Genomic DNA, 23,954 nt, shown 5'->3' with positions numbered 1-23,954 from the left:
CTTCGGTTTGCTGAAAATGTGAAAAGACTTCAAGGTGACGCTGGCGTTTGACAGCCTGCACCGACTAGACAAGAACAGGTGCCGTGCCGAGCCAAGGGGGGACAAGTCTGATGACGCATTCACGCATCGCTCGCGTGCTCATGTGCTGCAAAAAGAGCCCCAGGATATTGGCTAAAGTAGGCCCAAGGTATAAGGTCAATGGTTATTTGAATAGACCGGCGATCAGCCCGGGCGGCCCACAACCGTAATTTTTCAAGGAACAAGCATGTTTGAGCATTTGCAGGCCTATGGTGGCGATCCGATTTTCCGTTTGAACGAGGCATTTCACGCCGATCCGCGCGATCGCAAGGTCAACCTGACCATTGGTTTGTATTACGACGACCAAGGCCGTCTGCCTTTGCTGGATGTGGCTCGCCGGGCTGAAGAACAATGGGCGGCCAAGGGCCAGCCCCGTGGCTATCTGCCTATTGAAGGTTTGGCTTCCTACCGCAGCGCCGTGCAAAAACTGGTTTTTGGCGCCGACAGCAAAGTGCTGCAAGAAGGTCGTGTTGCGACCATTCAGACATTGGGCGGTTCGGGGGCCTTGAAAGTGGGTGGCGACTTCCTGCACGAAGCCTACCCCAATAGTGAAATGTGGATCAGCGATCCAGCCTGGGATAATCACCACTCCATCTTCCGTGGATCGGGCATTCCTACCCACACCTACCGTTATTACGATCCAGCCACGCGCGGTCTGGATTTCACCGGCCTGATGGAAGACATTTCCGTCCTGCCCGAGCACAGCATTGTCTTGCTGCACCCCTGCTGTCATAACCCCACCGGGGCTGATCTGAGCGACGAGCAGTGGCTGCAACTGATCCCTGTGCTGCAACAGCGCAAATTGATCCCTTTCCTGGACATGGCTTACCAGGGTTTTGGCCGTAGCCTGGACGAAGACGCTTTCGCCGTGCGCGCCATGGTCGATGCTGGCCTGACGTTCTTGCTGGCCAACTCCTTCTCCAAAAACTTCTCCTACTACTCCGAGCGCTGCGGTGGCTTGTCGGTGGTGTGCCAGAGCGCGGATGAAGCCGATCGTGTTCTGGGTCAGCTCAAGGCCGTGGTGCGTCGCATCTACTCCAACCCGCCATCGCACGGTGGTCAGGCCATTGCCACCATCTTGTCCGATGAGTCCTTGCTGGCCGAGTGGACGGCAGATGTGGAAACCATGCGTCAGCGTATCGCTGCCATGCGTCAGCGTGTGCACGATCGTCTGAAAGAGCTGGCTCCCCAATACGACAGCAGCTACTTCGTCAAACAGCAAGGCATGTTCTGCTACACCGGCCTGACCAAAGAGCAGATCCAGAAACTGCGTGACGATTTTGGCGTGTACGTGCTGGAGTCGGGCCGCATCAGCGTGCCAGGTCTGAACCAGTCCAACGTGGATTACTTCGCGGAGTCGCTGGCTGCTGTGGTGGCCTAAGACACTGACGTCTTTCCAGCAGGATTAAAGAGCGTGTTTATGGCCCCTTCTGGGGCGGTAAACACGCTTTTTTGTTGATGCTGGAAATGCATCCGCAACTGCGTGGATTGCGTGGTAGAAAGCGCTTATGCGTACTTGTCTGATCCAGGCGCTCGACTTGTTTTGCTCACCTGGCTGGGTGCTTGAGCCTGAACTGAAAAGTGGAACGGTGTAGAGCTAAGCCATCGAACAGCCCTGCGCTTATATAGCTGAAGCACTCAATGGTTTAGTGCTTAGCCACGGCCAGGCGAGCAAGGTCTATCGGCAATCCAGCCGTGTTTCGTCGTGCTGCGACATTGCTCAGGCTAATGCTTGCAGCAGCAGTTCCTGATTGATCTGCTCCTGCTGCCGCGCCCGGTTCAACAAATAGCGATGGAAATCCTGGCTATGAGGTGACTCAAATGCACCCGCCCGTCGGGTCAGCACATAGGGCCAGGGCAGAGGCAAGGAATGGGAGAAGGGCAGGATTAGCTGCCCGCTGCGTACTTCCTTTTCTATCATCGAGCATTGCGCCAATACAAAACCCTGACCGGCCACCGCAGACTCCAGCGCCATGTGCGACAGAGAAAAAACCCGGAAGCGGTCCAGGGGCGTATCGCCTATGTCTATATCCAAAGACTCAAACCAGTCGCGCCAGGATGGCGGCGAGGTAAAGCGTGGCTGCCAGTCCGAGGACAGCAAGGGATAGTTCAATAGATCACGAGGATGTCGCAAGGCGGCTTGCCCCTGGAGCAGGGTCGGGCTGCAGGCGGGAACGACACGGTCTGTATACAGCTCGGTAAAGCTGCGGGGGCGGGCGGCGGCCTGACCGTAGGTAATCCGAAAGTCGATTTGCTCGGCTTCCAGATCCGGCTCGGCATGGCTGCCTTTCAGATGCAGTGTCAGCTCCGGGTCGTACTGCTCCTGCCATTGAAATGCCAGCGGAGCCATCCAGGTTTTAAGCATGGACGGCAAAGCGCTGATCGAAAGCAGGCTGGTGTTGCGCGACCGCTCCATTTCTTGCTGGCCGTCGCGTAATAGCTCAAATGCCTGTGTACAGATTTCATGAAAGCGCACCCCTGCCGCTGTCAGTCGCAAGCGTTTGCCTTCTTTGTAAGTCAGGCTGCAGCCCAGCGAGTCTTCCAGCAAACGTAATTGCTGGCTGATGGCACCGGGAGTAATTTTCAGACGACGGGCGGCTTCTTGCAGGCTTTGGCTATGGCCCAGCGTCTCAAAGACTTGCAATGCACGTAAGGGAGGCAAGGTATCCATGATGATCAGACCCCGTCCAGAAAAGTAATTTAACTTTAGAAATTCTAAACGATATGGATAGTAGGCTGAATTTGATTGCGACTATCATGACAAACAAGAGAACATGAATGGGCTCGTTCAGCCATCATGCACCGCATTTAGAGTTGGGGGTAAATCATGTTTGTACGCAATGCCTGGTATGTAGGCGCATTGGCTACACAGCTCGGTCGCAGCTTGCAGCCTGTGCGTATGCTTAGCGAAAACCTGGTGCTGTATCGCCGCGAAGACGGCCAGCCCGTGGCCTTGGAAGATTCCTGTCCACACCGTCGCCTGCCTTTGTCCAAAGGCCGCTTGATTGGCGACCAGGTGGAATGTGGCTACCACGGCCTGACGTTTGATTGCAGCGGCTCCTGTACCAAGGCACCCGGTGTGGCGCAAATCCCTAGAAGCGCGGTGGTGCGCAGCTACCCCTGTACGGAGCGTTTTGGCCTGGTCTGGGTCTGGATGGGTGATCCTGAGTTGGCTGATCCGTCCAAACTGATCGACATCCCCGAGTGGGAGAATCCCGAATGGGGTGTGAACCGTGGCGACGCCATGGAACTGGACTGCAATTACCTGTACGTCACGGACAATTTGCTGGACCCTTCGCACGTGTCCTGGGTACACCAAAGCTCGTTTGGTAGCCCCGACATCATCGGCCTGCCCTTGACGGTGAAGGTTGAGGACAATGGCGTGACGGTCTCGCGCTGGTCCAAAAATGTGGAAGTTGCGCCGTTTTACAAGCAGTTTGTGAAATTTGAAGGCAATTGCGACCGCAAGCAGCAATACGAAGTGCGTTTCCCGTCGCTGGCCGTGATCAAGGCCATCTTCCTGCCCGCCGGTGCGGCTACCGAGGAGCCCAGCGAGTACCACCAGGACGTTTTCCTGATGGACTCCTATAACTTCCTGACGCCTATCGACGAAGAACACACCCGCTACTTCTGGTTCCAGCTGCGCAATTTCAGCCCGGATGACGAGGCCATCTCCAAGATTTTCAACGAAGACGTGCGCCACGCTTTCCTGGAAGACAAAGTGGTTCTGGAAGAAGTGCATAAAGCCCTGAAAGAGCGTCCTGCCGCTTTGGACTTGCCCTTGGATTCTGGTCCCTTGCGCTTCCGTCGCAAGATCAGCCAGATGATCCAGGCTGAACAAGCTGTCGCCAGCGAGACAACAACGGCTTGAGTGCGATGAATACGACTGCATCACCTGTGCCCACCGAAGCCGCAGCCAACCGACGTTTTCGGGACTATCGGGTACTGGAAAAGCTGCGCGAAAGCGACGTGATTACTTCGTTTGTGCTGGAGCCAGTTGACGGTGTTGTGCCACCTTATCAGCCAGGCCAGTATCTGGTGTTCCGTCTGGAGATTGACGGGCAAACTGTGCTGCGTAATTACAGCGTGTCGGGGGACCCAGACTGCACGGATCGTTTGCGTATCTCCGTCAAACACGAGAAGGCTCCGGCAGGCTTGAACGTGGCCGATGGTGTGGCTTCCACCTGGCTGCATCAACACGTGCAGCCAGGTGATGTGTTGAATGCGGCCGGCCCTATGGGCGAGTTCGTGCTGGACGAGAGCAGCCAGCGGCCTGTGGTGTTGCTAAGCGGTGGCGTGGGCCAGACCCCTTTGCTGGCCATGCTGCATCGTCTACTTAAACGCAGCCAGCGTAAGGTGTATGTGATTCATGCATGCGATAACAGCGCGGTGCATGCCTTTGCCGATGAGATGCGTGAGCTGGTGGCACAACGCGAAGGCGTGCAGCTTTACTTCTGCTATCGCAACCCGACTGAACATGATGAGCAAGCAGGTTTGCACCATGTGGCGGGACTGATTACACGTGAGCAGTTGCAGAGTTGGCTGCCACTGGATGATTACGAGTTTTACCTGTGTGGGCCCAGTGCCTTCATGCAGAGCAATTATGGTGTGCTGCGTAGTCTGGGTGTGGCACGTGAGCGCATTCACTACGAGTTTTTTGGCCCGGCGACGGTGCTGGAAAACACCTTGGCGGATGATGGTGCAGCCAGTGCGGTTCAGGATCATGTCCAGCCTGCCCCCTCCAGTCGTGTCGATGCGAATGTGTTGGAGCTGGATTCGCCTGTAGAAGCAGTAAGGGGAGACGCGACAGCAGGGGAAGATGCGGCGCAGACGGTGACATTCCTGCCCGATGGCCGCCAGGCCCAATGGCATGAGGACTGCCCCTCCTTGCTGGATCTGGCGGAAGAAACGGGCTTGAGTCCGGACTTCAATTGTCGCGCAGGCCTGTGCAATACCTGCATGTGCACTCTGGTGTCGGGCGAGGTCGACTATTTTGAAGAGCCGCTGGACCCGGTGCCAGAGGGCAAAATCTTGTTGTGCTGTTCCCGTCCCCGTGGACCGGTGGCCGTGGAATTACCTTAAGAGTTTTTCAATTGCTTGTTGAGGTTTGCCCCGTCCTTTTGGGGCGGGGTTTTTTTCAAAAAAATCATATGCTTCCTTGTTGGAAGTCAGGCGGATTGTCGATGTCTGGAGCAGGGGGTGTGGACATGAGGACTGTTGAAGTGGCGGTCCTACATAGGCTGGCTACCTTGCTATAGCTGGGCTTGTTCGCTTATCCAATCACTAAAGGCACGGACCTCTGCTTTTTGTGTCGCATCGGGCAAGGTCACCAGGGAGTAGGCAAAGCGGGCTGGCCGTTCCTGCGCTGGATTACGGCGCAGGACAATGTATAGGCGCGCAGGCTATACGATGGTTTGACTCAGGCAACAGCGTGGGTGACGTATGACTTGAGTTTGGGGATGGCTGGCGACACACAGAATTGAGTACGTCTGATTGCATTGTCGTCCGCCGTAGCTCGCTCCTGACATTATTCATGAACAGTGACGACGGGTGATCTAAATGAAGGGAAGGCTTATCGAAAGCCTTCCTTTTTTAACCTTAAACCTCGCGTTTGGGCCTTGCCTCCAGCAACATCAAAGCAAGCAAAACCACACTGCTCATTCCCAGCCCAAAGACTACCAGCGGCCACGCAGTGTCCCCATCCAGCAAGGTCACTGCCAAGGTGCCGATCACGCTAACGATCAGGCTTTCCACGCAGAAGTAGATTGCCACGGCGGAACCGGCTACATCATTGAACTGGGCCAAGGCGCCATTGGCGGTGACGGATACCGTCATCACAATGCCCATGGCGGCTAGCCACATGGGCAGGATAAAGCTGCTAAAGGAGGGTTCCAGCAGGAGTTGTCCTGCTGCCAGCAACAGGGCGGCTAGGGCGATCAAACCCATACCGCGTCTCAGGCTCCCGGCCGTTCCCCAGCGAGCCACAAAGGTTTTGGACAGGCGGGTGGTGGCAATCATCACTAGGGCAACACTGGCAAAGGCCAGGCTGAAATTCACTTCTGAATAGCCAGCTTGTCCGATCAAGACTCGGGGCGCGGTCGAGAAGTAAACAAAAAATGTCCCCATCCCGGTGGAGAAGCCCAGGGTATAGACCCAGAAGGCCGGACTCTTGAAGACGGCCAGTGCGCGCTGCTGGGAATGCAGCGGTTTGGCAGGTCGGGTCTCCTGCCATCTGCACAGCGCATGGATCCAGGCTATGAGCCCCATCGCTGCCAAACTCAGGAAGATGGCTTGCCATCCTCCCATACGGGCAATCAGAGCACCTGCAATAGGCCCCAAGGCGGGTACGAATGCCAGGATGGAGCTGAACAGGCTATAGATCACTACCCCTTCGGGGCGGTCTGCATACACATCGCGCACTGTGGCAAACAGGGCCACAAGGGTGGCCGAAGCCCCCAGTGCCTGCAGCACCCGAAAACCAACAAAAGCCCAGGCGGAACTGGACAAGGCAGCGGCGGTTGAGGCCAACACGAACAGGGCGGCCCCTGTCAGCAAAACAGGTCGTCGGCCTATGCGATCCGAAAGGGGGCCAAAGATCAGTTGCCCCGCACCCAATAGCAGCATGTAAAGGCTAAGGGTCAGCTGGATGATGCCTGGGGTCGTACCTAGAAGTCCCGGCATGGCCGGGACGACGGGCAGGTAAATATCCATCCCCAGGGAGGCGAGGATGTCAAAGGGCGCCATCAGCAGCAGGGCAGCCGGCAGCGTATAAGCCCAGGAAGAGCGTGAGGAAGACATAACAAAATTACCACTCGAAAAAGAAATCGGGCGGCGTCTGTTTGTTATCAATCAGCGGGATTGGAAGTACAGAACGCCGCAACAAGACCAGAGCTTGTTGCGGCTTACTCAGTTGCTGACTTAGTGCTCGTCATGCAGACGGCTCCTCTCATAATCGTTTGTTGGTGTGTCGCGGATTGGATACTTTAAGGTGGCGGCTGGCCTGGCCTTGCTGCGACAACTGCTCATTATAGGGGGAGGTTCTTACAGCCTTGAAGCGTCAGCTTGTGGTGGTTGTTTTTATGCCCGACACCGTTTTGGCAAGATGCGACATCGCTGCTCTGGAGCCGCTGGTCTTGTTCTTCTTTACCCGGATGGCGGCGGCTTTCAGCAAACGCTGGAATGTCGGGCACTGCGTATGGTTGGCGGCGGGGCAGTGCGCGGCGTGGCGCAAACCTTCGCTCATGGCTTTCAGGCGCTTGATGGTGGCATCCAGTTGATCGGCCTTGGATAGCAGCAATTGCCTGTCCACCTGCGCAGAACCATCGGGAGGCAGCATGGCCCGTATTTCTTCCAGCGACAAACCGCCCGCTTGCCCCAAGGCAATCAAGGCCAGTTGATCCAGCACTTGGGGCGTAAAACGACGCCGTTCTCCGGGGGCGCTGACTGCACGGATCAGGCCTTCTTTCTCGTAGTAACGCACGGTGGAGGAGGGTAAGCCGGTTTGCTTGGCAACTTCTGAAATATCCATCTTGTACCTGTTGACTTGAAGTTGACTTCAACTTCTATGATTGCTCAAAAACAAAGTGCTTATCAACGGAAAGGATTGCCAATGTTGTCGATCAATGAATGGGTGCATGTGATTCTGATCGGAGTCGGAGCCACTATTTTCATGGATATCTGGGGCCTGATTCAAAGGGCGATGGGCGTTGCCACGCTGAACTACGCCATGGTGGGGCGCTGGGCCGGGCATTTGCTGCGTGGCCAGATCGCACACAGCAGTATCGGCAAGGCTGAGCCGATTGCGGGAGAGTCTGCCTGGGGCTGGTTCATTCACTATGCTGTGGGCATTGTTTTCGCCTTTTTGTTGCTTGCGGTTTACGGCACTGAGTGGCTGCAAGATCCCCGCTGGTTGCCCGCCGTCATGGTGGGCATGGCTACGGTCGTGATGCCCTTTTTTGTCATGCAGCCCGCCATGGGAGCCGGAGTGGCGGCCTCGCGTACCCCCACGCCTTGGACCAACCGCTTGCGCAGCCTGCTGACACACGCGGTTTTTGGTTTGGGCATGTACCTTGCGGCCTTGCTGATCAAGCAGGTGGTTTAAGGATATGTCATTTGTTGGGGCCTCTGTCATGGGTGGCCTGCTCTTTTTGTGCGTCAGCCAGTCCCAGGATGCCGCTTCCGAGCTGACCGGGGACTGAGCAGGAGGCACTAGCAGTATGTGTTTGGTTAGGTCTGGAAAACCGCCTCGCTCATGCAATCAATAAAGGCGCGCAGCTTGGGCGACAGGTTGCGGCTGGCAGGCCAGACAATCCACAGTGGCACGGTGTTATGGGTGCATTCATCCAGAATGGTTTGCAGCCGTCCGCTGCTTAAATGCTCGCCCACGGTGAAATCTGGCAGGCAAGCGATGCCTTGCCCTTGCAAGCTCAGATGCACCCGCATTTCCACGCTATTGCAAACCAGTGTGCGGGGCAGCTCGGGTATGTCCTGAGTTTCGGAAATTGGCCATTGTTCCAGCCGCCCGGTATTGGGGAAGCGGTAGTGCAGGCAGGCATGGTGTTGCAGATCTTTGGCGTGCAAGGGGCGACCATGCTCTTGTAGATATTCGGGGGAGGCAGCCAGGACGCGACGGAACGTGCACAGACGGCGGCGCATCAGGCCGGAATCACTCAAGGCGCTGGCACGGATGGCAGCATCAAAACCTTCGCCAATCACATCGACCAGACGGTCAGAAAAGTCCAGATCCAGTTCCACGGCCGGATAACGCTGCATGAAGTGGCTGATGGCCTGCTGAAACAGGCCGCTGTAGCGCGGCAAGCTGATTCGCAAGGTGCCACGCGGCATTTCACTGGCTTGGGACATTTCCAGTTCTGCCGCTTCGATTTAACTCAAGATGCGTCTGCAGCGCTCCAGAAAAACTTTGCCATCGGCAGTCAGGGCCAGAGTGCGGGTGCTGCGGTGAAACAGGCGCACTTTCAGCCGCTCTTCCAGGCGGGCGATGGACTTGCCTACTGTGGAGGGCGACAGGCCGGATTCGCGGGCCACGGCCGAAAAGCTCAGGCGTTCCGCCACGCGTACGAACAGGCCGATATTGCTCAGGTTTTCCATCATGGTGCCGACTCTATTTAAGAATTTATTTCCTAAGTATTAATAACTGTAGTGTATTTTTCTTTGATGGGGTGACGCTTAAGCTCCTGAAATCGACCCCGATCATGCGGGTATTTCACGCCGTGTTCATTTCTGTTGGGCACGCACGCTTTAGCAGTCAATGAGAACCATGCTTTCCTCTTCTTCATCGCCGGCCATGCGTCGGCTGCAATTATTGTCAGCCTGTTTAACGGCTTTATTGATCCCCTTGTGCTTCACCGGCCCGGCAGTGGTGCTGTCGGCCATCAGTGCAGAGTTAGGTGGTAGTGCCGCCCAGCTGAGCTGGATCATGAACGCGTACATCCTGAGTTACGGCGGTGCCATGATGGTGTCAGGCAGCCTGACGGACATTTACGGCCAGCGCCGCATCTGGCTGATTGGCATGCTGTGGTTTTGCGCCTTTACCATTGCCATTCCTTTCATGCCCTCCGTGTTCTGGATTGATATTTTGCGCATGATGCAGGGCCTGGGCGGTGCCGCCGCTTTTGCCGCTGCCATGTCCTCCCTGGCTCCCTTGTTTGAAGGACGTGCACGGGCGCGGGCGTTCAGCTTGTTAGGCACGTCTTTCGGGCTGGGGCTGTCTTTTGGTCCCTGGTTTTTCGGCTGGATTGTGGAGGCGCTGCAATGGCAAGGCGTGTTCTACGCGACCGGGGCTATTGGCGTGGTCGGTTTGTTGCTGGTTCTGATCAGTACCAAGCCCAGTCAGGGCGGCTCGCAGGGTGCATTGGACTGGCCGGGTGCCATTAGCTTTACGCTGGCTTTGGGCCTGTTTACTTATGGCATGTTGCTGATCCCGGAACGGGGCTGGTCCGATAGCTGGGTGCTGTCCACCCTGCTGGCGTTTGTTGTCGCCTTTGTGGGCTTTGTCTGCATAGAGCGCCGCGTTACGCAGCCCATGATTGATTTGAGTTTCTTTCGTGACCCCGGCTTTGTGGGTGTGCAGGCTTTGGCTGCAGCCCCTGCATTCCTGTTCATCGTGCTGATTGTGTTGTTGCCCGGTCGCTTTATGGGTATTGATGGTTACGGTGCATTGCAGGCCGGGCAGATGATGGTTTGGCTGGCTGCGCCTTTGTTGATCGTGCCTTTTGTGGCGGCCTTGCTGACTCGCTGGCTATCGGCAGGCACCTTGTCCAGCCTGGGTTTGCTTCTGGTGGCCGTGGGTTTATGGACTCTGGCTGAAGGCTTTGAGGCAGGTGGCGGTCCAGCACTGCATCTGCCTTTATTGCTGATCGGCGTGGGTATCGGTTTGCCCTGGGGCTTGATGGACGGGATGGCGGTCAGTGTGGTCAGCCCGGATCGGGTTGGAATGGCGACGGGTATCTTCAATACGGTGCGAATCTCTGCGGATGGTGTGGCCATTGCCGTGGTCAGCGTGCTGCTGGCTACCTTGATTCAGCAGCACCTGAGTGTGGGCAGCACTACGTTTACACAAGCAGCGGTTTTGGAAGCGGCCAGTCGGGCGGCTTTGGGTGAATTGCAGTTGGCCGCGCAACAGCTGCCTGGTTTGGAAGCGCAATTGACTGCCAGTTATGCCGCTTCATTTTTGACGGTGCTGCATGCGCTGGCAGGCCTGGCGGCCTTGATTGCCGGTCTGCTCTTTGTCTTGTTGCGACAGCCCAAGCACGCTTTGCAAACGGCCTAGAAGACACCGCGTGCGCTGCACGCGATGCCCAAGGTGAACGGGCCCCAAACGCCTGGGACAGGTATCCAGGTTTTGGGGGCCGTTCTACACCCACAGCAGCGGTGTGGGCGTGGGTTACGACGGGTGTTCAGGCCTGTTGTTTGGGCAAGGACAACCATTCTTCAGCAGTAATGCGGCTGATGTGCTCAGTCCGGTAGTCCTGCAGGAACGGGTTGTACTTGTTTTCCTCGGTGTGATGATGGCGAAAGCCACACTTGCTTTGCGCGATCTGCGATTGGGCATTGTTGGCAAAGTAGCCGCACCACAGTGCTTTCAGCTTCAGCGTTTCAAAAGCGTGTCGCATCACTTCGTGCATGGCCTCGGGGATCAAGCCCTGGCCCCAGTAGGGCACGCCAATCCAATAGGCAATTTCGCCTTCTTCTTCGCCGATCTCGAAGTTGCTGTTCTTGCCGATCAGGATGCCGATGCAACCGACAGCCCGGCCATTATCTTTGTGCTCGACGGCATACACTTCAGGCATATTGAAAACTGTGCGGATAATTTCGGCACTTTCCTCAACGCTGGTATGCACCGGCCAACCTGCAATCGGGCCGACTCGCTCGTCTTTGGCGTATTCGTACAAGTCCTTGGCATCGGTGTCCTGCCAGGGGCGTAAAATAAGTCTTTCTGTTTGAAGTGTCATTTTCTTTACTCACCATTCATCAGAAAACAGAATAGAAGCTGGCTGGTTTGGCGAACAGAGCAGGACCTTGGTAGTTTCGGTACTTTTAGCAAGTCCTGTCGGTTGCCGGGCCGTGAAGGGCAGAGGAACACCATGCATCAGATTCCACAACTATTCAGCGCCAAAGATAGCTGGCTGACAGGCCAGACCACGCTGGCCGAAGGCGTGGGAATGCCTTTGTCTTTCGGTCATGCCTATATGACCTTGATGATCTGCCTGTCGGGTCGTGCTTTGGTGAGCTTGAACTTCAAGGATCAGGTCGTACGGGCCCATGATGTGCTGGTGCTGGCCGAAGATACGATTACCTTGCTGAGACGGCGCTCACGCGGTTTCAAGGTGTTTTTTCTGTTGATGCCCAAGAACCTGGCGTCAGAAGTGGCTTATCAGCTGCCTAATTCCTTGTTCGTGTTCCTGCACGACAATCCGCGGTGTGTGCCTCCGCAGAGAGATCGAGCTTTACTGGCGGCCTGGTTGCTGCAACTGCACGAGATTGTGCAGACCAGCACGCTGCATCAGCACATCATGCTGCGTAATCAGCTGCAGAATTTCTTTCTACATATTGCCCAGCAGATTCCGTCCGAGTATCAGGGCGGCCAGCCGTTCAGCCGTCAGGAAATGATCAGCTGGCGGTTTTGGGAACTGGTTGGCCAGCAATGCCGGCAGCACAGAGAGGTGAAGTTTTATGCCGATGCGCTCAACATCACCCCGTTTTATCTGTCCCAGCTGAGCAAACAGTTTTTTAACGACAGCCCCAAGGCCTTGATCGACAGGCAAGTGGTTCTGGAGATCAAGGCGCTGCTTTCCTACAGCCAGCTGGCGATCGGGCAGATTGCTGATCAGCTGAATTTTGAGGATCCCTCTTATCTGTGCCGGTACTTCAAGCGCCATACAGGCTTGTCGTTGACCCGCTATCGCCAGCATGAGCAGGCTCGTTCCGGTGTGCTTGGCAAGTGATCAGCTCAAGGGTTAGTTATGCCAGGTCAATGCGACAAGAAAATGGCGATGGTGTATGACTCAGGAGGCCAGAAGCCTGTGCGCCTGATCGATGCGTTTGGGAGTCAAACTCTAGGCAGAGCAGATTTACGGCTCACATCTTGCCAGTGAATTTGTAGCGATCCCCTGGATGCCACAGCCTGGCGTGAGTTGTGAACTGCTCGCTGGAAAAAGTGCGGCGGTCCATCACCAGACAGGGTTGCTGCTCTTTCATGTGCAGGGCCTGCGCGATTCCGGCGGGCGGCACCAGCACTTCAATGCTGTAAAAGCCGGTTGGCAAGGGGGCAACGCGCACCAAGTACTCATTAGGCGTGATCTGGCTCCAGTCCTGCTCCATGTAATCCGGCGCCATTTGCGCGTCCACCAGACGATCTTCGTACTGGATAGGCAAGCCGTTTTCGGCATGAACAATAATGGAGTGAAACAGCGCTGCGCCCGGTGCAATGCCATATAGCCGCGCTTGAGCCGGGCTGGCCTGCAGCCGCTCCATGCTCAGCACCTGACAGCTGTGTTGGTGGCCGCGCTCCCGTATGTCTTGCGCGATGCTGCGTATCTCGATCAGGGTGGACTGGAATTTGGGCTGCGCGACGTAGGTGCCCGAGCCTTTGATGCGGACCAGCAGCTCATCATTCGTCAACTCCCGCAGCGCGCGGTTGACCGTCATGCGCGACACGCCAAATTGTTCGCATAAAGCCAGTTCAGTGGGGATCAGATCACCTTCACGCCATTGGCCGGACTGGATTTTCTCCAGCACAAAATTCTTGATTTGCAGGTAGGCGGGCATGCTTGGTTCAGTTGACGAATGGCTCGTCTGGGGGACATCCATTTTTATGCTTTCCTGTAGGACGTGTTCACACTCAAAAGAGTCTCGCGCAGGCCAGATCTGAGGTCGTGCACCAGGCCGCGAGTGATGCCTTCCCATGCTCGCATTCACGAGCTTATGCAAGGCTCTTTTTTATATGTATAGACAACTTGGAAAAATGACTATACATTGGCATGAGCTTACAAGAAAACCGTTGTTTTGTCGGCGCCAGAACCTGCCCTTCGGGTGTGGAAACAGCCTGCCAGATAGAACCAGCGCGTATCCAGAGACACCTCAGATGGAGGACATCACCATGCCTGATCATCGCTCTTCGGCGGCCAGCCACGATCCTCGCTTCGATCCTGCGCGGCAGATTCATGCCCCTACGGGTACCCAGCTCAGCTGCAAGAACTGGGTGGCGGAAGCTGCGTACCGCATGATTCAGAACAACCTGGACCCGGCCGTGGCCGAGAACCCCCAGCATCTGGTGGTGTATGGCGGCATCGGGCGTGCGGCCCGGAACTGGGAGTGCTATGACCAGATTCTGGCCAGCCTGCGCCAGTTGGAGGATGACCAGACCTTGCTGATTCAGTCCGGCAAGCCGGTGGGTGTATTCCGTACTCATAGCGATGCGCCGCGTGTGCTGCTGGCCAACTCGAATCTGGTGCCCAAATGGGCTACCTGGGAGAAGTTTCACGAGCTGGATCAGGCCGGTTTGTTCATGTATGGGCAGATGACGGCGGGTAGCTGGATCTACATTGGTAGCCAGGGCATTGTGCAAGGCACGTACGAGACTTTTGCTGAAGCAGGTCGTCAGCATTTTTGTGGTTCGCTGGCCGGGCGCTGGATTCTGACTGCTGGTCTGGGCGGCATGGGCGGCGCACAGCCTTTGGCGGCGACCTTTGCCGGGGCTGTATCGCTGACGATTGAATGCAAGCAAAGCAGTATCGACTTCCGTTTGCAGACCCGTTATCTGGATAAACAGGCGCGGGATCTGGATCATGCGCTGGAGTTGATTGCCCAACACACGGTCGCCAAGGAAGCGGTGTCGATTGGCTTGCTGGGTAATGCTGCCGATGTACTGCCCGAACTGGTGCGACGTGCCCAAGCGGGTGGTTTGAAACCTGATCTGGTGACGGACCAGACCTCTGCCCACGATCTGCTCAATGGCTATTTGCCGTCAGGCTGGACGGTGGAACAGTGGCAGGCGGCGCAGAAAGACCCGGCCCAACACGTCCGCATTCAACAAGCGGCTGCCAAGTCTTGCGCAGTTCATGTACAAGCCATGCTGGATTTCCAGAAAATGGGTATTCCGGTTGTGGACTACGGCAATAACATTCGCCAAGTTGCGTTTGATGAAGGCGTGGCCAATGCCTTCGATTTCCCTGGCTTTGTGCCTGCCTACATTCGCCCCTTGTTTTGCGAGGGCAAAGGCCCGTTCCGTTGGGTGGCCTTGTCAGGCGACCCGGAGGACATCTACAAAACCGATCAAAAAATCAAAGAGCTGTTCCCCGACAATCAGCACGTGCATCGCTGGCTGGATATGGCGCAGGAACGCATTGCTTTCCAGGGCTTGCCGGCACGCATTTGCTGGTTGGGTCTGGGCGAGCGTCATCGTGCCGGTTTGGCCTTTAACGAGATGGTGCGCAAGGGCGAGTTGAAAGCGCCCATTGTGATTGGCCGCGACCACTTGGATACAGGTTCGGTGGCCAGCCCCAACCGCGAAACTGAAAGCATGCGTGATGGCACGGATGCCGTGTCGGACTGGCCTTTGTTGAATGCCTTGTTGAATACCGCCGGCGGGGCCAGCTGGGTTTCGCTGCACCACGGGGGCGGGGTGGGCATGGGCTACAGCCAGCATGCTGGCATGGTGATTGTGGCCGACGGTAGTGAGCAGGCTGCGGCCCGTCTGGAGCGGGTCTTGATTAACGATTGCGCCAGTGGTGTGATGCGTCATGCGGATGCAGGCTACGAGCTGGCGATTCAAACGGCCAAGAATTTCGGGCTGACATTGCCCATGATCAAGTAAGAAAAACAGGACAGATAAATGAGCAAGAGTATCGAGCTTTCTCCCGGCGCACTGACTTTGGCACAACTGCGCCAAATCTGGCAGGAACCGACTGTTCTGACTCTGCCACCAGAGGCGATCGGGGCCATGGATGCGTCCTCGGCCATTGTGGCCAAGATCATCCGGGAAGGTAATCCGGCTTATGGCATCAATACCGGCTTTGGCAAGCTGGCCCAGCAACGCATTCCCGACCATGATCTGGAGCAACTGCAAAAGAACCTGATTCTGTCGCACTCCGTGGGGGTGGGCGAGCCGGTGTCCGATGCAGTGGCCCGCTTGATCATGGCCATGAAAATTGCCAGCTTGGCACGGGGCTTTTCGGGCATACGTTCGCATGTGGTTACGACCTTGCTGGATATTCTGAATGCGGGCGTGGTGCCTTTCATCCCGTCCAAGGGTTCGGTGGGCGCATCGGGTGATCTGGCGCCCTTGTCGCACATGACCTTGACGCTGATCGGGGAAGGACAGGCCAAGTGGCAGGGCGAATGGATGCCAGCCCAGCAGGCGTTGGCCAAGGCGGGTATCACTCCCATTGTGCTGGCTGCCAAGGAAGGCTTGGCACTGATCAATGGCACGCAAGTGTCTACGGCTCTGGCCCTGAACGGCCTGTTCCGCACCCAGACCTTGTTCCGTAATGCGATTCTGGCCGGTGCCTTGAGCGTGGACGCCGCCAAAGGCAGTGATGCGCCTTTTGATGCGCGCATCCATGAGGTCCGTGGACAGCCGGGGCAAATATATGCGGCTCGCCTGTACCGGGAGCTGCTGGCTGGCAGCCAGATACGTCAGTCGCATCGCGACAATGACAACAAGGTGCAGGACCCCTACAGCTTGCGCTGTCAGCCCCAGGTCATGGGTGCGATTCAGGACCTGATCACACAGAACGAACGCAGCCTGTTGACGGAAGCCAATGCTGTTACGGATAACCCGCTGGTGTTTCCCGGCAAGAATGGCGAGCCGGATCAGGTGATTTCCGGAGGTAATTTCCACGCCGAGCCGGTGGCGTTTGCTGCCGATGGCTTGGCTCTGGCTATTGCTGAAATTGGTGCCTTGGCAGAGCGTCGAGTCGCTTTGTTGATTGATGCCAGCATCTCTGGTTTGCCACCGTTCCTGGTGCCTTCTGCGGGTTTGAATTCGGGCTTCATGATTGCCCATGTGACCGCAGCGGCCCTGGCTTCGGAAAACAAGTCGCTGGCACATCCTGCCAGTGTGGATAGTCTGCCTACTTCGGCTAATCAGGAAGACCACGTCAGCATGGCAACCTTTGCAGCGCGCCGTCTGGAAGACATGGCACAGAACACGGCCGCGATTGTGGCAATTGAATTGCTGTGCGCGGCACAAGGCATTGATTTTCATGCGCCCTTGCTGACTTCCGAGCGCTTGAAAAAGGTGCAAGACGCGATTCGCCAGACCGTGCCTTTTTACGATCAGGACCGTTACTTGGCTCCCGATATCGAGGCCTTGAAAGCCTTGGTGCTGGATGAGAGCCTGGCGGCGACGGCGGCTGATCTTTTCTAGTTTTCATGAAGTACTGCTGATTGTTTTTGTCTCCACGAACTTGTCCCTGGCATGGGTCCCCACGCCAGGGATTTTTTTGCTTCACGGCGACCCAGCATTGCATTTCTCTGGACTACGCCCTGCTGACATAAGTCCACGGCTGCTGCGTCCCCTACGTAGGCAGGCACGGTATCTGTTATCGAGCGACGGCCTGTATTGCCAACTGAGGCGTGCCAATCAAGATGGATATAAAGCTCACAAGTCATATGGCTGTGGCGATGTGCATGCGCTATGTTCACAAGGAGGATAAGCCCGCGTGGGATGGGCGAGCGGATGGCGAATTGGCTGCTCCACGACGAGAGATTGATAAGTGTGCCCGATACGGGTATAGTTTGGAGGTCGATATGACGCGCGTTCTCAAGCGCAAAGACTTTGCGCGATGGCAGGCGGCCGAGAAGCTGCCTGATATTGCCTTGTGCAAGGCAGTTCAGGAGATGGAAAGCGGTCTGATCGATGTGGACTTGGGTGGCGCCTTATACAAGAAGCGGGTAGCTCGCCCTGGTGGTGGCAAAAGCGGCGGCTATCGCAGCTTGCTTTCGGCCAGAATAGGTAGCCGTTATGTGTTCCTGCATGGGTTCTCCAAGAGCGACAAGGGGAACATCACGCCGGATGAGAAGAAAGCGCTGCAATTTGTAGGGAAGGTGTTCCTGGGCTTGTCGCCTGAAGCCTTGTTGAATGCATTGCAGGCTGACGTGTTATTGGAGGTGCATTGTGAGCAAGATCATCGAATCGCTACGCGGCGACCTGGAGGCGCTCCAGGAGGCAGGAGCGATCGGCAAGGTGACGATGCGCGAGTTTGACGCAATTTGTCCACCGCCAGTTCGGGAGTTCGATGCGGCCGACATCAAGCGGCTGCGAGAAGGCTTGAAGTTCAGCCAGCCGATATTTGCGCTTTATTTGCATACTACGGCATCGACCATACGCAAGTGGGAGCAAGGTGAAACCCATCCCACTGGCCCGGCACTCAAGCTGCTGAATATCATTGCTGACAAGGGCTTACAGGCCATCATTTGATTTTTTTGTACCTAAGCCTTGTTCAGTAGACTGCTCAATGTTTTTTTATAAGCCGCAAATGCCGCCTCTTCCTGAGGATGATGGCCCTCTGTCACACAGGCCTTACCACTGACGAATACATCACGAATCGGGTTGGCGTGGGCGCGTTCGGAAAAGACCAGAGCCGACAGCCAATGCTGCTTATCCAGCCCCGCCAGACTGGGGTGCTCCAGGTCAATCACCATTAAATCTGCCTGATGACCGGGGCTTAATTGCCCGCTGGCTCGCCCGGACGCCTGTGCGCCACCACGTGCGCAGGTGCCAAACAAGTAGTCCGCGACGAAAGGTTGTTGGGACGAAGTCAGCACATTGCGTTGCTGGCTGATCAATCGTTGACCATATTCCAGCAAGCGCAGTTCGGCGCGCCAGTCTACGCAGATGTGGCTGTCTGAACCTATGCCCATTCGTCCTTGCTCCGCCAGAAAGGCGGCGGCAGGGAACAGGCCATCACCCAGATTCGCCTCGGTGCTTGGACACAAACCTGCTACGGCACCGCTGCGGGCAATTTGCTTGCGCTCCTGCTCGTCAATATGAGTGGCGTGGACCAGGCACCAGCGTTCGTCCACATTGAAGTTGTCATAGAGATAGGCCACCGGACTGCTGCCTTTGATGTCCCGGCAGGCCAGTACTTCGGCCATCTGTTCGGCAATGTGAATGTGAATCGGGTGGCGTGAGGGCAGGCTGTGCAGGCCGTCGATTAAGGTACTGATAGAACCAACGTTGGCAGCGCGCAGGGAGTGGGGTGCAACTCCGTAACGCCGGTCAGCACTCAAGGGGTGGCTGTTGTGCAGAGACTCCAGCAGGTACAGCAACTGCGTAGGGCTATTCAGAAAGCGCTGTTGATCCTGACGCGGCGCCTTGCTGCCGAAATCGCTGTACTGGTACAGCACGGGCAGCATGGTAATGGCCAGACCGCTGGCGCTGGCCGCCTCCATGACGCCTTGGGCCAGCAGGCCTATGGGCGCGTAATTCTGGCCGTCGCGCTGGTGATGCAGGTAATGGAACTCGCACACGCTGGTGTAGCCCGCTTTCAGCATCTGAATATAGAGCCATTGGGCAATGGCCTGCATGTGCTCGGGCTCCAGACGGGCAGCGAAGCGGTACATCAGGTCGCGCCAGCTCCAGAAGCTGTCCTGGCCTTGCCCCCGGAATTCAGTCAGCCCGGCCATGGCACTTTGAAAAGCATGTGAATGCAGATTGGGCATGCCCGGCAGTACGGCACCTTGCGCTGTGTGGACGAAGCCCGCCGCGTCTATAGCCTGCTGACTGGCTTCGGGCAGAACGTCTGTCAGTGTGCCGTCCTGGTCCCAGCGCAGCAGTACATTCGCTTGCCACTGGCCGTCCAGATAGGCCCAAGGGGCCCAGAGCGCTTCATGTTTTCGGGGGATGCTCATGGCGATTCCTTACGCAGGTCACGGCTGATTGTGCCTTGGTATACGACCAGGGCGCAGCGTGGCAGGCCCAGCCAGTAGGCCAGTTCGGGCAGGGAGTCTATGTCCCAGGCGACAAAGTCGGCGCGGGATCCGATGCTGAGTTCACCACTGATGTCAGGGGCACCCAAGGCCTGAGCAGCATGGCGGGTGACTCCTGCCAGGGCTTCGGGGACAGTCAGCCTGAAAAGCGTGCTGCCCATGTTCAGCATCAGTAAGAGGGATGCACAGGGGGACGTGCCGGGGTTGCTGTCAGTGGATAGGGCCATCGGCACGCCGTGTTTGCGCAGCAGTTCAATCGGGGGTAACTGGGTTTCGCGCAGAAAGTAGTAGGCTCCGGGCAGCAGCACGGCCACGGTTCCTGCTTTTTTCATGGCGATGACGCCTGCTTCATCCAGGTATTCCAGATGGTCGGTGGACAGGGCCTGGTAGCGGGTCGCCATTTCCGTGCCGCCCAGATTGGAGAGCTGCTCGGCGTGCATCTTGACGGGCAGGCCCAGTGCTTGGGCCGCTTTCAAAACACGTTCGGACTGCTTCAGGTCGAAGGCAATACGCTCGCAAAAGACGTCAACCGCGTCGATCAGTCCTTCTTGTGCCAGAGTGGGCAGCATTTGATCGCAGACCAAATCCAGATAGGCATCGGTTTGCCCGGCAAATTCAGGGGGCAGGGCATGGGCACCTAAAAAGGTGGTGCGCACCGTGACCGGGCGCAGCTCGCCCAGACGGCGGGCGACACGCAGCATTTTGCGCTCGCTCTCCAGATTCAGACCGTAGCCGGATTTGATTTCAATCGCGGTGACGCCTTCGTCCAGCAAGGCATCCAGTCGGTGCAGGGCTTGGGCCAGCAGTTGGTCCTCGCTCAGGGAGCGCGTCGCTTTGACTGAGGACACAATGCCGCCACCCTGACGGGCGATTTCTTCATAGGAGGCCCCTGCCAGCCGCAAGGCAAATTCCTGGGCGCGGTTGTCGCCGTAGACCAGATGGGTGTGGCAGTCGATCAGCCCGGGGGTGACCCAGCGGTTTCCCAGCTTGTGTTCTTGAGTGGCGTCTTGCCACTGCGCAGGCAGGTCATGACGTGGGCCCATCCAGGCGATACGGTCCGCCTGTACAACCAGGCAGCCATCTTCGATGACGTACTCGGGGTCGGCTGTGGGGGCCAGGCGTAAATCGGTCCAAAGTGTGTAGCTCATCATTTCATTCCGTGGGAGCGATATAGGCGTAGACCAGCGGGGCATCAGCAGGGTCGGCCTGCAGTTGCAGGGACAAGGGGGCGGGTGTGCTGCCTGTCAGGGCTTGCCCGGCGCCCAGGGTCCAGCTGTGTGTGTCGGCCTGGAGTTGATAGCCGCCTTGCGGTGCGTATAGAAAATGCGTACCAGCGGCCAATTTCATGGAGTCGTTTCGTCCTTGCCATGCGTGCAAGCTGCCTTGGGCTCGGCCCCGGCGCAGCATCAGGTTCAAGTCCTGTGTCGGACCGAGTGGTAACAAACAGGCCATCTTGTCCTCGCCAGCGAAGGCGTAGGGCTGGAATGGATGCAGCACATGGATATCTTGCTCGTGAATCAACTGCATGTTGTCGCCCTCGATCAACATGATGTGTCGGTCTATGCCGGGGAAGCGGGAAAAATCGCCGGAGGTCTGGACCTGGGCCAGGCTGATGCGCCAGTCAAAGTGCTCATAGCCGGCATGTTCGGGATGGCACAGCACCTCGCGCGTGGTGCCGCCACCGTTTTTCCAGGGCTGCGCGGGCAGGCTGCTGATGTTTAGCAGGCGAAGCAAAGTGGCAGGGTGGGGCTGGCTCATGGTGGCATGGCTCCGGGCGGTTTTTTAATTGTATATACAATAGCTGAGTATAGACAAAGCGCGACGATCGTCTTGAAGGGCAGGCTGTTTTTTCAGGGTAAATCCCGAGCACAAACCCTTGAGCTACTTGCGCTGCAAGCCGCTTGGTGGCAAGGTATACGCTAATAAACCCGAGTCATAATTCATTCAAAGGTGCAGGATGCCTGGTTTTTTCGGCATCCTGCGTTATTTATTGCAAGCTGGAAAGTTTGCATATGAAGTATTTAATCGTTCTTCTTCAGGACTTCCCCGAATCATGGATACCCTCTCGCAGTCTTTTACCTTTTCCCAACGTGCCCAGAAACTGAGTGGCTCCGCAATTCGTGAAATTCTCAAGGTCACTGCGCGTCCCGAGATTATTTCCTTTGCGGGCGGTCTGCCCACTCCAGTCGGCTTTCCTGTCGAGGAAATGCAAAGCGCGTTCAACAAGGTACTGAGCGAGCAGGGCCGTGTGGCACTGCAATACACCACGACGGAAGGCTATCTGCCCCTGCGCCAATGGCTGGCAGAGCAAATGAGCGCCGAAGGCGCCCCTGTGGACGCCGACGAAATCCTGCTGGTGAACGGTTCGCAGCAAGCCCTGGACATGCTGGGCAAGCTGTTCATTGATGAAGGCAGCAAGGTGCTGGTGGAGTCGCCTACTTATCTGGGCGCTTTGCAGGCTCTGTCTGTGTACAACCCTTCTTTCGTGGCTATTCCTACCGATGGCCAGGGCATGATCCCCGAGTACGTGTCGGCTCCTGAAGCCATGGGCGCCCGTTTGCTGTACGCATTGCCCAACTTCCAGAACCCCACCGGCCTGCGCCTGCCTCTGGAGCGTCGTCAGGACCTGGTGGAGCGATGTGCGGCTGCGCATATCCCGATCGTCGAGGACGATCCCTACGGTGAACTGCGTTACGCCGGCGAGCGTCTGCCCAGCCTGCTGTCCTTGGGCCGCAAAGCCGGTGCTACCGTGATACGCCTGGGTACCTTCTCCAAAGTGCTGGCTCCTGGTTTGCGTCTGGGCTACATCGTGGCTCCCGCCAAGATCATCGACAAACTGGTGCAGATCAAGCAGGCCACGGACTTGCACACCTCCACACTGACGCAAATGGCTGTTTACGAAGCCGTACATAACGGTTTCCTGGAAAAGCACCTGCCCAAAGTGCGCGATATTTACCAGAAGCAGTGTGCCATCATGCTGGACGCCATGGACAAGAACTTCCCGACGACGGCCCAATGGACCCGTCCCGAAGGCGGCATGTTCATTTGGGTGACCTTGCCCGAGCACGTGGATGCGACGGCCCTGCTGCAAAAGGCCATTGAGAACCTGGTGGCCTTTGTTCCGGGCGAACCTTTCTACGCCGGCAAGGACGTCAAACGCAACACCCTGCGCCTGAGCTTTGCCACCGTGCCCGAGGAAAAAATTCGCGAAGGCATCGCCATCTTGGGTAAACTCATCAAGGAAGCCTGATCGCCGTTTGGCAGGCAAGGGACGCAGACTGATGGGTCTGCGTCTTTTCATGCGCTGGCCCGGCCAGCGCTGTGGTTTTCAGCGCCGGCCATTGCGTTTTGCTTGCTCCCAGAGCATGAACAGATTCCTGGAATCCACCGCATACCCTCTGCCAGAGGGTATGCCTGTTTTCAGTCTATGGCTTGAGGCCTGGATTTAGGTTTTACCTCTATGACATCTCCATCCGCTTCGGAATCTTCCCCGCGTCCTGATCTGTCCGATATGCGCCCCAACAATGACTGGGTGGCTCGCTATTTGCCAGCATCCTGGGGGCCGTATGCCCGTTTGTGTAGGCTGGATCGGCCTGTGGGCACCTGGCTGACCCTCTTGCCCGCTCTGGCCGCTCTGGTGCAGGCAGCGGACGGTATTCCTACCCTGTGGCGTTTGGTGATCTTTTCTCTGGGCGCCTTGTTGATGCGCGGTATTGGCTGCTGCTTTAACGATATGGCGGACCGTAACTTCGACCATCAGGTTGAACGTACCCGTTTCCGGCCCTTGACCAGCGGCCAGATCACCATGCGTCAGGCGGTGATCTTCGTGCTGGCGCAAATGGCCGTGTGTGCCTTGCTGCTGCTGGCTATCAATGAGTACAGCCGTTGGCTGGCACTGGCCCTGTTCCCGATCGTGATGATTTACCCCCTGTGCAAGCGCTTTACCTACTGGCCGCAAGTGGTTCTGGGTATCTGCTTTAACTGGGGCATGTTGATGGCCTGGTCCGATACGCAGAACATGGTGCCTTTTGGCGCCATCCTGATGTGGGTGGGCGCGATTTTGTGGCAGGTGGGCTACGACTCCATCTATGCCTATATCGACATGGCTGACGATACCAAGCTGGGCCTGCACTCCACGGCTCTGCGTTTCCGCGAGGCAGGCAAAACCTGGATCAGCGGTTTTTACATCGCCGCCATGGCCTGCTGGCTGGTGGGCGGTTTTCTGCTGAACGAGCGGATTTTGTATTACATGGTGATGGCCGTCATCGGCATTCATCTGCTGTGGCAGATGCGGCAGTTTGACGTGCGCTATCCCGAACGAGGCCTGCGCCTTTTCCGTGCCAACATCTGGGTTGGTGTGTTGCTGGTGGTGGCCGCTTTGGCTGGCACGATCAGCCTGGCTTGATCCGTGTTCAAGCAATTTA

Annotated in this window: 21 protein-coding genes and 1 pseudogene; 12 read left to right on the top strand and 10 right to left on the bottom strand. The window is 57.0% G+C overall.

The window, feature by feature from the left end; translation table 11 throughout:
- The first annotated feature begins 265 nt into the window (after positions 1–265).
- The gene (locus WFM49_RS13140) at positions 266–1,459 is read left to right on the top strand and encodes an amino acid aminotransferase (RefSeq protein ID WP_042485435.1); all 1,194 of its coding nucleotides are present in this window, start codon (positions 266–268) and stop codon (positions 1,457–1,459) included.
- 339 nt (positions 1,460–1,798) lie between these two features.
- Here the strand turns inward: WFM49_RS13140 and WFM49_RS13135 are convergent, their stop codons facing one another.
- Complete coding sequence (locus WFM49_RS13135) at positions 1,799–2,749, bottom strand: LysR substrate-binding domain-containing protein (protein WP_336973665.1); 951 nt, start codon at positions 2,747–2,749, stop codon at positions 1,799–1,801.
- A 156-nt stretch (positions 2,750–2,905) separates the two neighbouring features.
- On the opposite strand from WFM49_RS13135, the gene WFM49_RS13130 reads away from it, so the two are divergent.
- Together WFM49_RS13130 and WFM49_RS13125 are read left to right on the top strand one after the other, a co-directional pair.
- Positions 2,906–3,949 (top strand): aromatic ring-hydroxylating dioxygenase subunit alpha, encoded by a 1,044-nt coding sequence (locus WFM49_RS13130; RefSeq protein WP_009457395.1) that lies wholly within the window; start codon positions 2,906–2,908, stop codon positions 3,947–3,949.
- A 5-nt stretch (positions 3,950–3,954) separates the two neighbouring features.
- Positions 3,955–5,160, top strand: a complete 1,206-nt coding sequence (locus WFM49_RS13125) for a 2Fe-2S iron-sulfur cluster-binding protein (protein ID WP_336973662.1) — start codon at positions 3,955–3,957, stop codon at positions 5,158–5,160.
- Positions 5,161–5,676: 516 nt separating this feature from the next.
- Here WFM49_RS13125 and cml read toward each other — a convergent pair.
- Both cml and WFM49_RS13115 read right to left on the bottom strand, forming a co-directional pair.
- Positions 5,677–6,876: a CmlA/FloR family chloramphenicol efflux MFS transporter gene (gene cml, locus WFM49_RS13120; protein WP_254500185.1), complete on the bottom strand. Its 1,200-nt coding sequence runs from the start codon at positions 6,874–6,876 to the stop codon at positions 5,677–5,679.
- A 259-nt stretch (positions 6,877–7,135) separates the two neighbouring features.
- Entirely contained in the window at positions 7,136–7,606 is a 471-nt protein-coding gene (locus WFM49_RS13115) for a helix-turn-helix domain-containing protein (protein WP_203145313.1), read from the bottom strand.
- 81 nt (positions 7,607–7,687) lie between these two features.
- On the opposite strand from WFM49_RS13115, the gene WFM49_RS13110 reads away from it, so the two are divergent.
- Positions 7,688–8,179, top strand: a complete 492-nt coding sequence (locus tag WFM49_RS13110) for a DUF2938 domain-containing protein (protein ID WP_336973657.1) — start codon at positions 7,688–7,690, stop codon at positions 8,177–8,179.
- Between the two features lie 125 nt (positions 8,180–8,304).
- Here WFM49_RS13110 and WFM49_RS13105 read toward each other — a convergent pair whose 3' ends face one another.
- The gene (locus WFM49_RS13105) at positions 8,305–8,940 is read right to left on the bottom strand and encodes a LysR substrate-binding domain-containing protein (protein WP_336973654.1); all 636 of its coding nucleotides are present in this window, start codon (positions 8,938–8,940) and stop codon (positions 8,305–8,307) included.
- A gap of 21 nt (positions 8,941–8,961) precedes the next feature.
- A complete protein-coding gene (locus tag WFM49_RS13100; protein WP_336973652.1) occupies positions 8,962–9,189 on the bottom strand; it encodes a LysR family transcriptional regulator in 228 nt (75 codons plus the stop codon).
- Between the two features lie 166 nt (positions 9,190–9,355).
- Between WFM49_RS13100 and WFM49_RS13095 the strand changes: the two genes are divergently transcribed.
- Complete coding sequence (locus tag WFM49_RS13095) at positions 9,356–10,867, top strand: MFS transporter (RefSeq protein WP_250756296.1); 1,512 nt, start codon at positions 9,356–9,358, stop codon at positions 10,865–10,867.
- 127 nt (positions 10,868–10,994) lie between these two features.
- On the opposite strand, the gene WFM49_RS13090 is transcribed toward WFM49_RS13095, so the two are convergent.
- Positions 10,995–11,549, bottom strand: a complete 555-nt coding sequence (locus WFM49_RS13090; RefSeq protein ID WP_336973648.1) for a GNAT family N-acetyltransferase — start codon at positions 11,547–11,549, stop codon at positions 10,995–10,997.
- Between the two features lie 132 nt (positions 11,550–11,681).
- Here WFM49_RS13090 and WFM49_RS13085 point away from each other — a divergent pair, with 132 nt between their 5' ends.
- The gene (locus WFM49_RS13085) at positions 11,682–12,542 is read left to right on the top strand and encodes an AraC family transcriptional regulator (protein ID WP_250756294.1); all 861 of its coding nucleotides are present in this window, start codon (positions 11,682–11,684) and stop codon (positions 12,540–12,542) included.
- 133 nt (positions 12,543–12,675) lie between these two features.
- Here the strand turns inward: WFM49_RS13085 and hutC are convergent, their stop codons facing one another.
- Positions 12,676–13,365: a histidine utilization repressor gene (hutC, locus tag WFM49_RS13080; protein ID WP_230940569.1), complete on the bottom strand. Its 690-nt coding sequence runs from the start codon at positions 13,363–13,365 to the stop codon at positions 12,676–12,678.
- Positions 13,366–13,681: 316 nt separating this feature from the next.
- Here hutC and hutU point away from each other — a divergent pair, with 316 nt between their 5' ends.
- The 4 genes and pseudogenes from hutU to WFM49_RS13060 all read left to right on the top strand — a co-directional run bounded on the left by hutU (position 13,682) and on the right by WFM49_RS13060 (position 18,019).
- A complete protein-coding gene (hutU, locus tag WFM49_RS13075) occupies positions 13,682–15,412 on the top strand; it encodes a urocanate hydratase (protein WP_336973645.1) in 1,731 nt (576 codons plus the stop codon).
- An 18-nt stretch (positions 15,413–15,430) separates the two neighbouring features.
- On the top strand, positions 15,431–16,966 hold the full coding sequence (gene hutH / locus WFM49_RS13070) for a histidine ammonia-lyase (RefSeq protein WP_336973642.1): 1,536 nt from the start codon (positions 15,431–15,433) through the stop codon (positions 16,964–16,966).
- Between the two features lie 383 nt (positions 16,967–17,349).
- Positions 17,350–17,730 (top strand): annotated as a pseudogene (locus tag WFM49_RS13065) (type II toxin-antitoxin system RelE/ParE family toxin); the annotation flags it as partial.
- Positions 17,717–18,019, top strand: coding sequence for a helix-turn-helix domain-containing protein (locus tag WFM49_RS13060; RefSeq protein WP_031233072.1), 303 nt, complete (start codon positions 17,717–17,719; stop codon positions 18,017–18,019). The pseudogene WFM49_RS13065 and the gene WFM49_RS13060, both read left to right, overlap by 14 nt.
- 11 nt (positions 18,020–18,030) lie before the next feature.
- Here WFM49_RS13060 and WFM49_RS13055 read toward each other — a convergent pair whose 3' ends face one another.
- From WFM49_RS13055 to WFM49_RS13045, 3 genes are read right to left on the bottom strand one after another with little or no spacing between them, the layout of a single operon-like run.
- Complete coding sequence (locus tag WFM49_RS13055) at positions 18,031–19,452, bottom strand: formimidoylglutamate deiminase (protein ID WP_250756292.1); 1,422 nt, start codon at positions 19,450–19,452, stop codon at positions 18,031–18,033.
- Positions 19,449–20,678 carry an imidazolonepropionase gene (hutI, locus tag WFM49_RS13050; protein WP_336973639.1) on the bottom strand — a complete coding sequence of 410 codons (1,230 nt, stop codon included), beginning with the start codon at positions 20,676–20,678 and terminating at the stop codon, positions 19,449–19,451. Before hutI ends, WFM49_RS13055 begins: the two co-directional genes overlap by 4 nt.
- Before the next feature lie 4 nt (positions 20,679–20,682).
- A complete protein-coding gene (locus WFM49_RS13045) occupies positions 20,683–21,288 on the bottom strand; it encodes a HutD/Ves family protein (RefSeq protein WP_254500190.1) in 606 nt (201 codons plus the stop codon).
- A gap of 295 nt (positions 21,289–21,583) precedes the next feature.
- Between WFM49_RS13045 and WFM49_RS13040 the strand changes: the two genes are divergently transcribed.
- Together WFM49_RS13040 and ubiA are read left to right on the top strand one after the other, a co-directional pair.
- On the top strand, positions 21,584–22,780 hold the full coding sequence (locus WFM49_RS13040) for an aminotransferase-like domain-containing protein (RefSeq protein ID WP_009457443.1): 1,197 nt from the start codon (positions 21,584–21,586) through the stop codon (positions 22,778–22,780).
- Positions 22,781–22,990: 210 nt separating this feature from the next.
- Positions 22,991–23,935: a 4-hydroxybenzoate octaprenyltransferase gene (gene ubiA / locus WFM49_RS13035; protein ID WP_009457445.1), complete on the top strand. Its 945-nt coding sequence runs from the start codon at positions 22,991–22,993 to the stop codon at positions 23,933–23,935.
- Positions 23,936–23,954: the final 19 nt, after the last annotated feature.

The sequence above is a fragment of the Alcaligenes sp. PF14 genome (assembly GCF_037150615.1).
GTDB classification, from domain to species: Bacteria; Pseudomonadota; Gammaproteobacteria; order Burkholderiales; family Burkholderiaceae_B; genus Alcaligenes; species Alcaligenes phenolicus.
Note: the sequence above shows the minus strand (reverse complement) of the source record. Positions and strands in the feature narration are given on the sequence as shown.

Excerpts from the sequence above, each read along its gene's own strand:
- WFM49_RS13085 (WP_250756294.1), top strand. The coding sequence starts at position 11,682 with ATGCATCAGATTCCACAACTATTCAGCGCCAAAGATAGCTGGCTGACA.
- WFM49_RS13090 (WP_336973648.1), bottom strand. The coding sequence starts at position 11,549 with ATGACACTTCAAACAGAAAGACTTATTTTACGCCCCTGGCAGGACACC.
- WFM49_RS13045 (WP_254500190.1), bottom strand. The coding sequence starts at position 21,288 with ATGAGCCAGCCCCACCCTGCCACTTTGCTTCGCCTGCTAAACATCAGC.
- hutH (WP_336973642.1), top strand. The coding sequence starts at position 15,431 with ATGAGCAAGAGTATCGAGCTTTCTCCCGGCGCACTGACTTTGGCACAA.
- WFM49_RS13055 (WP_250756292.1), bottom strand. The coding sequence starts at position 19,452 with ATGAGCATCCCCCGAAAACATGAAGCGCTCTGGGCCCCTTGGGCCTAT.
- cml (WP_254500185.1), bottom strand. The coding sequence starts at position 6,876 with ATGTCTTCCTCACGCTCTTCCTGGGCTTATACGCTGCCGGCTGCCCTG.
- WFM49_RS13040 (WP_009457443.1), top strand. The coding sequence starts at position 21,584 with ATGGATACCCTCTCGCAGTCTTTTACCTTTTCCCAACGTGCCCAGAAA.
- hutC (WP_230940569.1), bottom strand. The coding sequence starts at position 13,365 with ATGCCCGCCTACCTGCAAATCAAGAATTTTGTGCTGGAGAAAATCCAG.
- WFM49_RS13130 (WP_009457395.1), top strand. The coding sequence starts at position 2,906 with ATGTTTGTACGCAATGCCTGGTATGTAGGCGCATTGGCTACACAGCTC.
- WFM49_RS13100 (WP_336973652.1), bottom strand. The coding sequence starts at position 9,189 with ATGATGGAAAACCTGAGCAATATCGGCCTGTTCGTACGCGTGGCGGAA.
- WFM49_RS13095 (WP_250756296.1), top strand. The coding sequence starts at position 9,356 with ATGCTTTCCTCTTCTTCATCGCCGGCCATGCGTCGGCTGCAATTATTG.
- ubiA (WP_009457445.1), top strand. The coding sequence starts at position 22,991 with ATGACATCTCCATCCGCTTCGGAATCTTCCCCGCGTCCTGATCTGTCC.
- hutU (WP_336973645.1), top strand. The coding sequence starts at position 13,682 with ATGGAGGACATCACCATGCCTGATCATCGCTCTTCGGCGGCCAGCCAC.
- WFM49_RS13115 (WP_203145313.1), bottom strand. The coding sequence starts at position 7,606 with ATGGATATTTCAGAAGTTGCCAAGCAAACCGGCTTACCCTCCTCCACC.
- WFM49_RS13105 (WP_336973654.1), bottom strand. The coding sequence starts at position 8,940 with ATGTCCCAAGCCAGTGAAATGCCGCGTGGCACCTTGCGAATCAGCTTG.
- WFM49_RS13135 (WP_336973665.1), bottom strand. The coding sequence starts at position 2,749 with ATGGATACCTTGCCTCCCTTACGTGCATTGCAAGTCTTTGAGACGCTG.
- WFM49_RS13110 (WP_336973657.1), top strand. The coding sequence starts at position 7,688 with ATGTTGTCGATCAATGAATGGGTGCATGTGATTCTGATCGGAGTCGGA.
- hutI (WP_336973639.1), bottom strand. The coding sequence starts at position 20,678 with ATGAGCTACACACTTTGGACCGATTTACGCCTGGCCCCCACAGCCGAC.
- WFM49_RS13125 (WP_336973662.1), top strand. The coding sequence starts at position 3,955 with ATGAATACGACTGCATCACCTGTGCCCACCGAAGCCGCAGCCAACCGA.
- WFM49_RS13140 (WP_042485435.1), top strand. The coding sequence starts at position 266 with ATGTTTGAGCATTTGCAGGCCTATGGTGGCGATCCGATTTTCCGTTTG.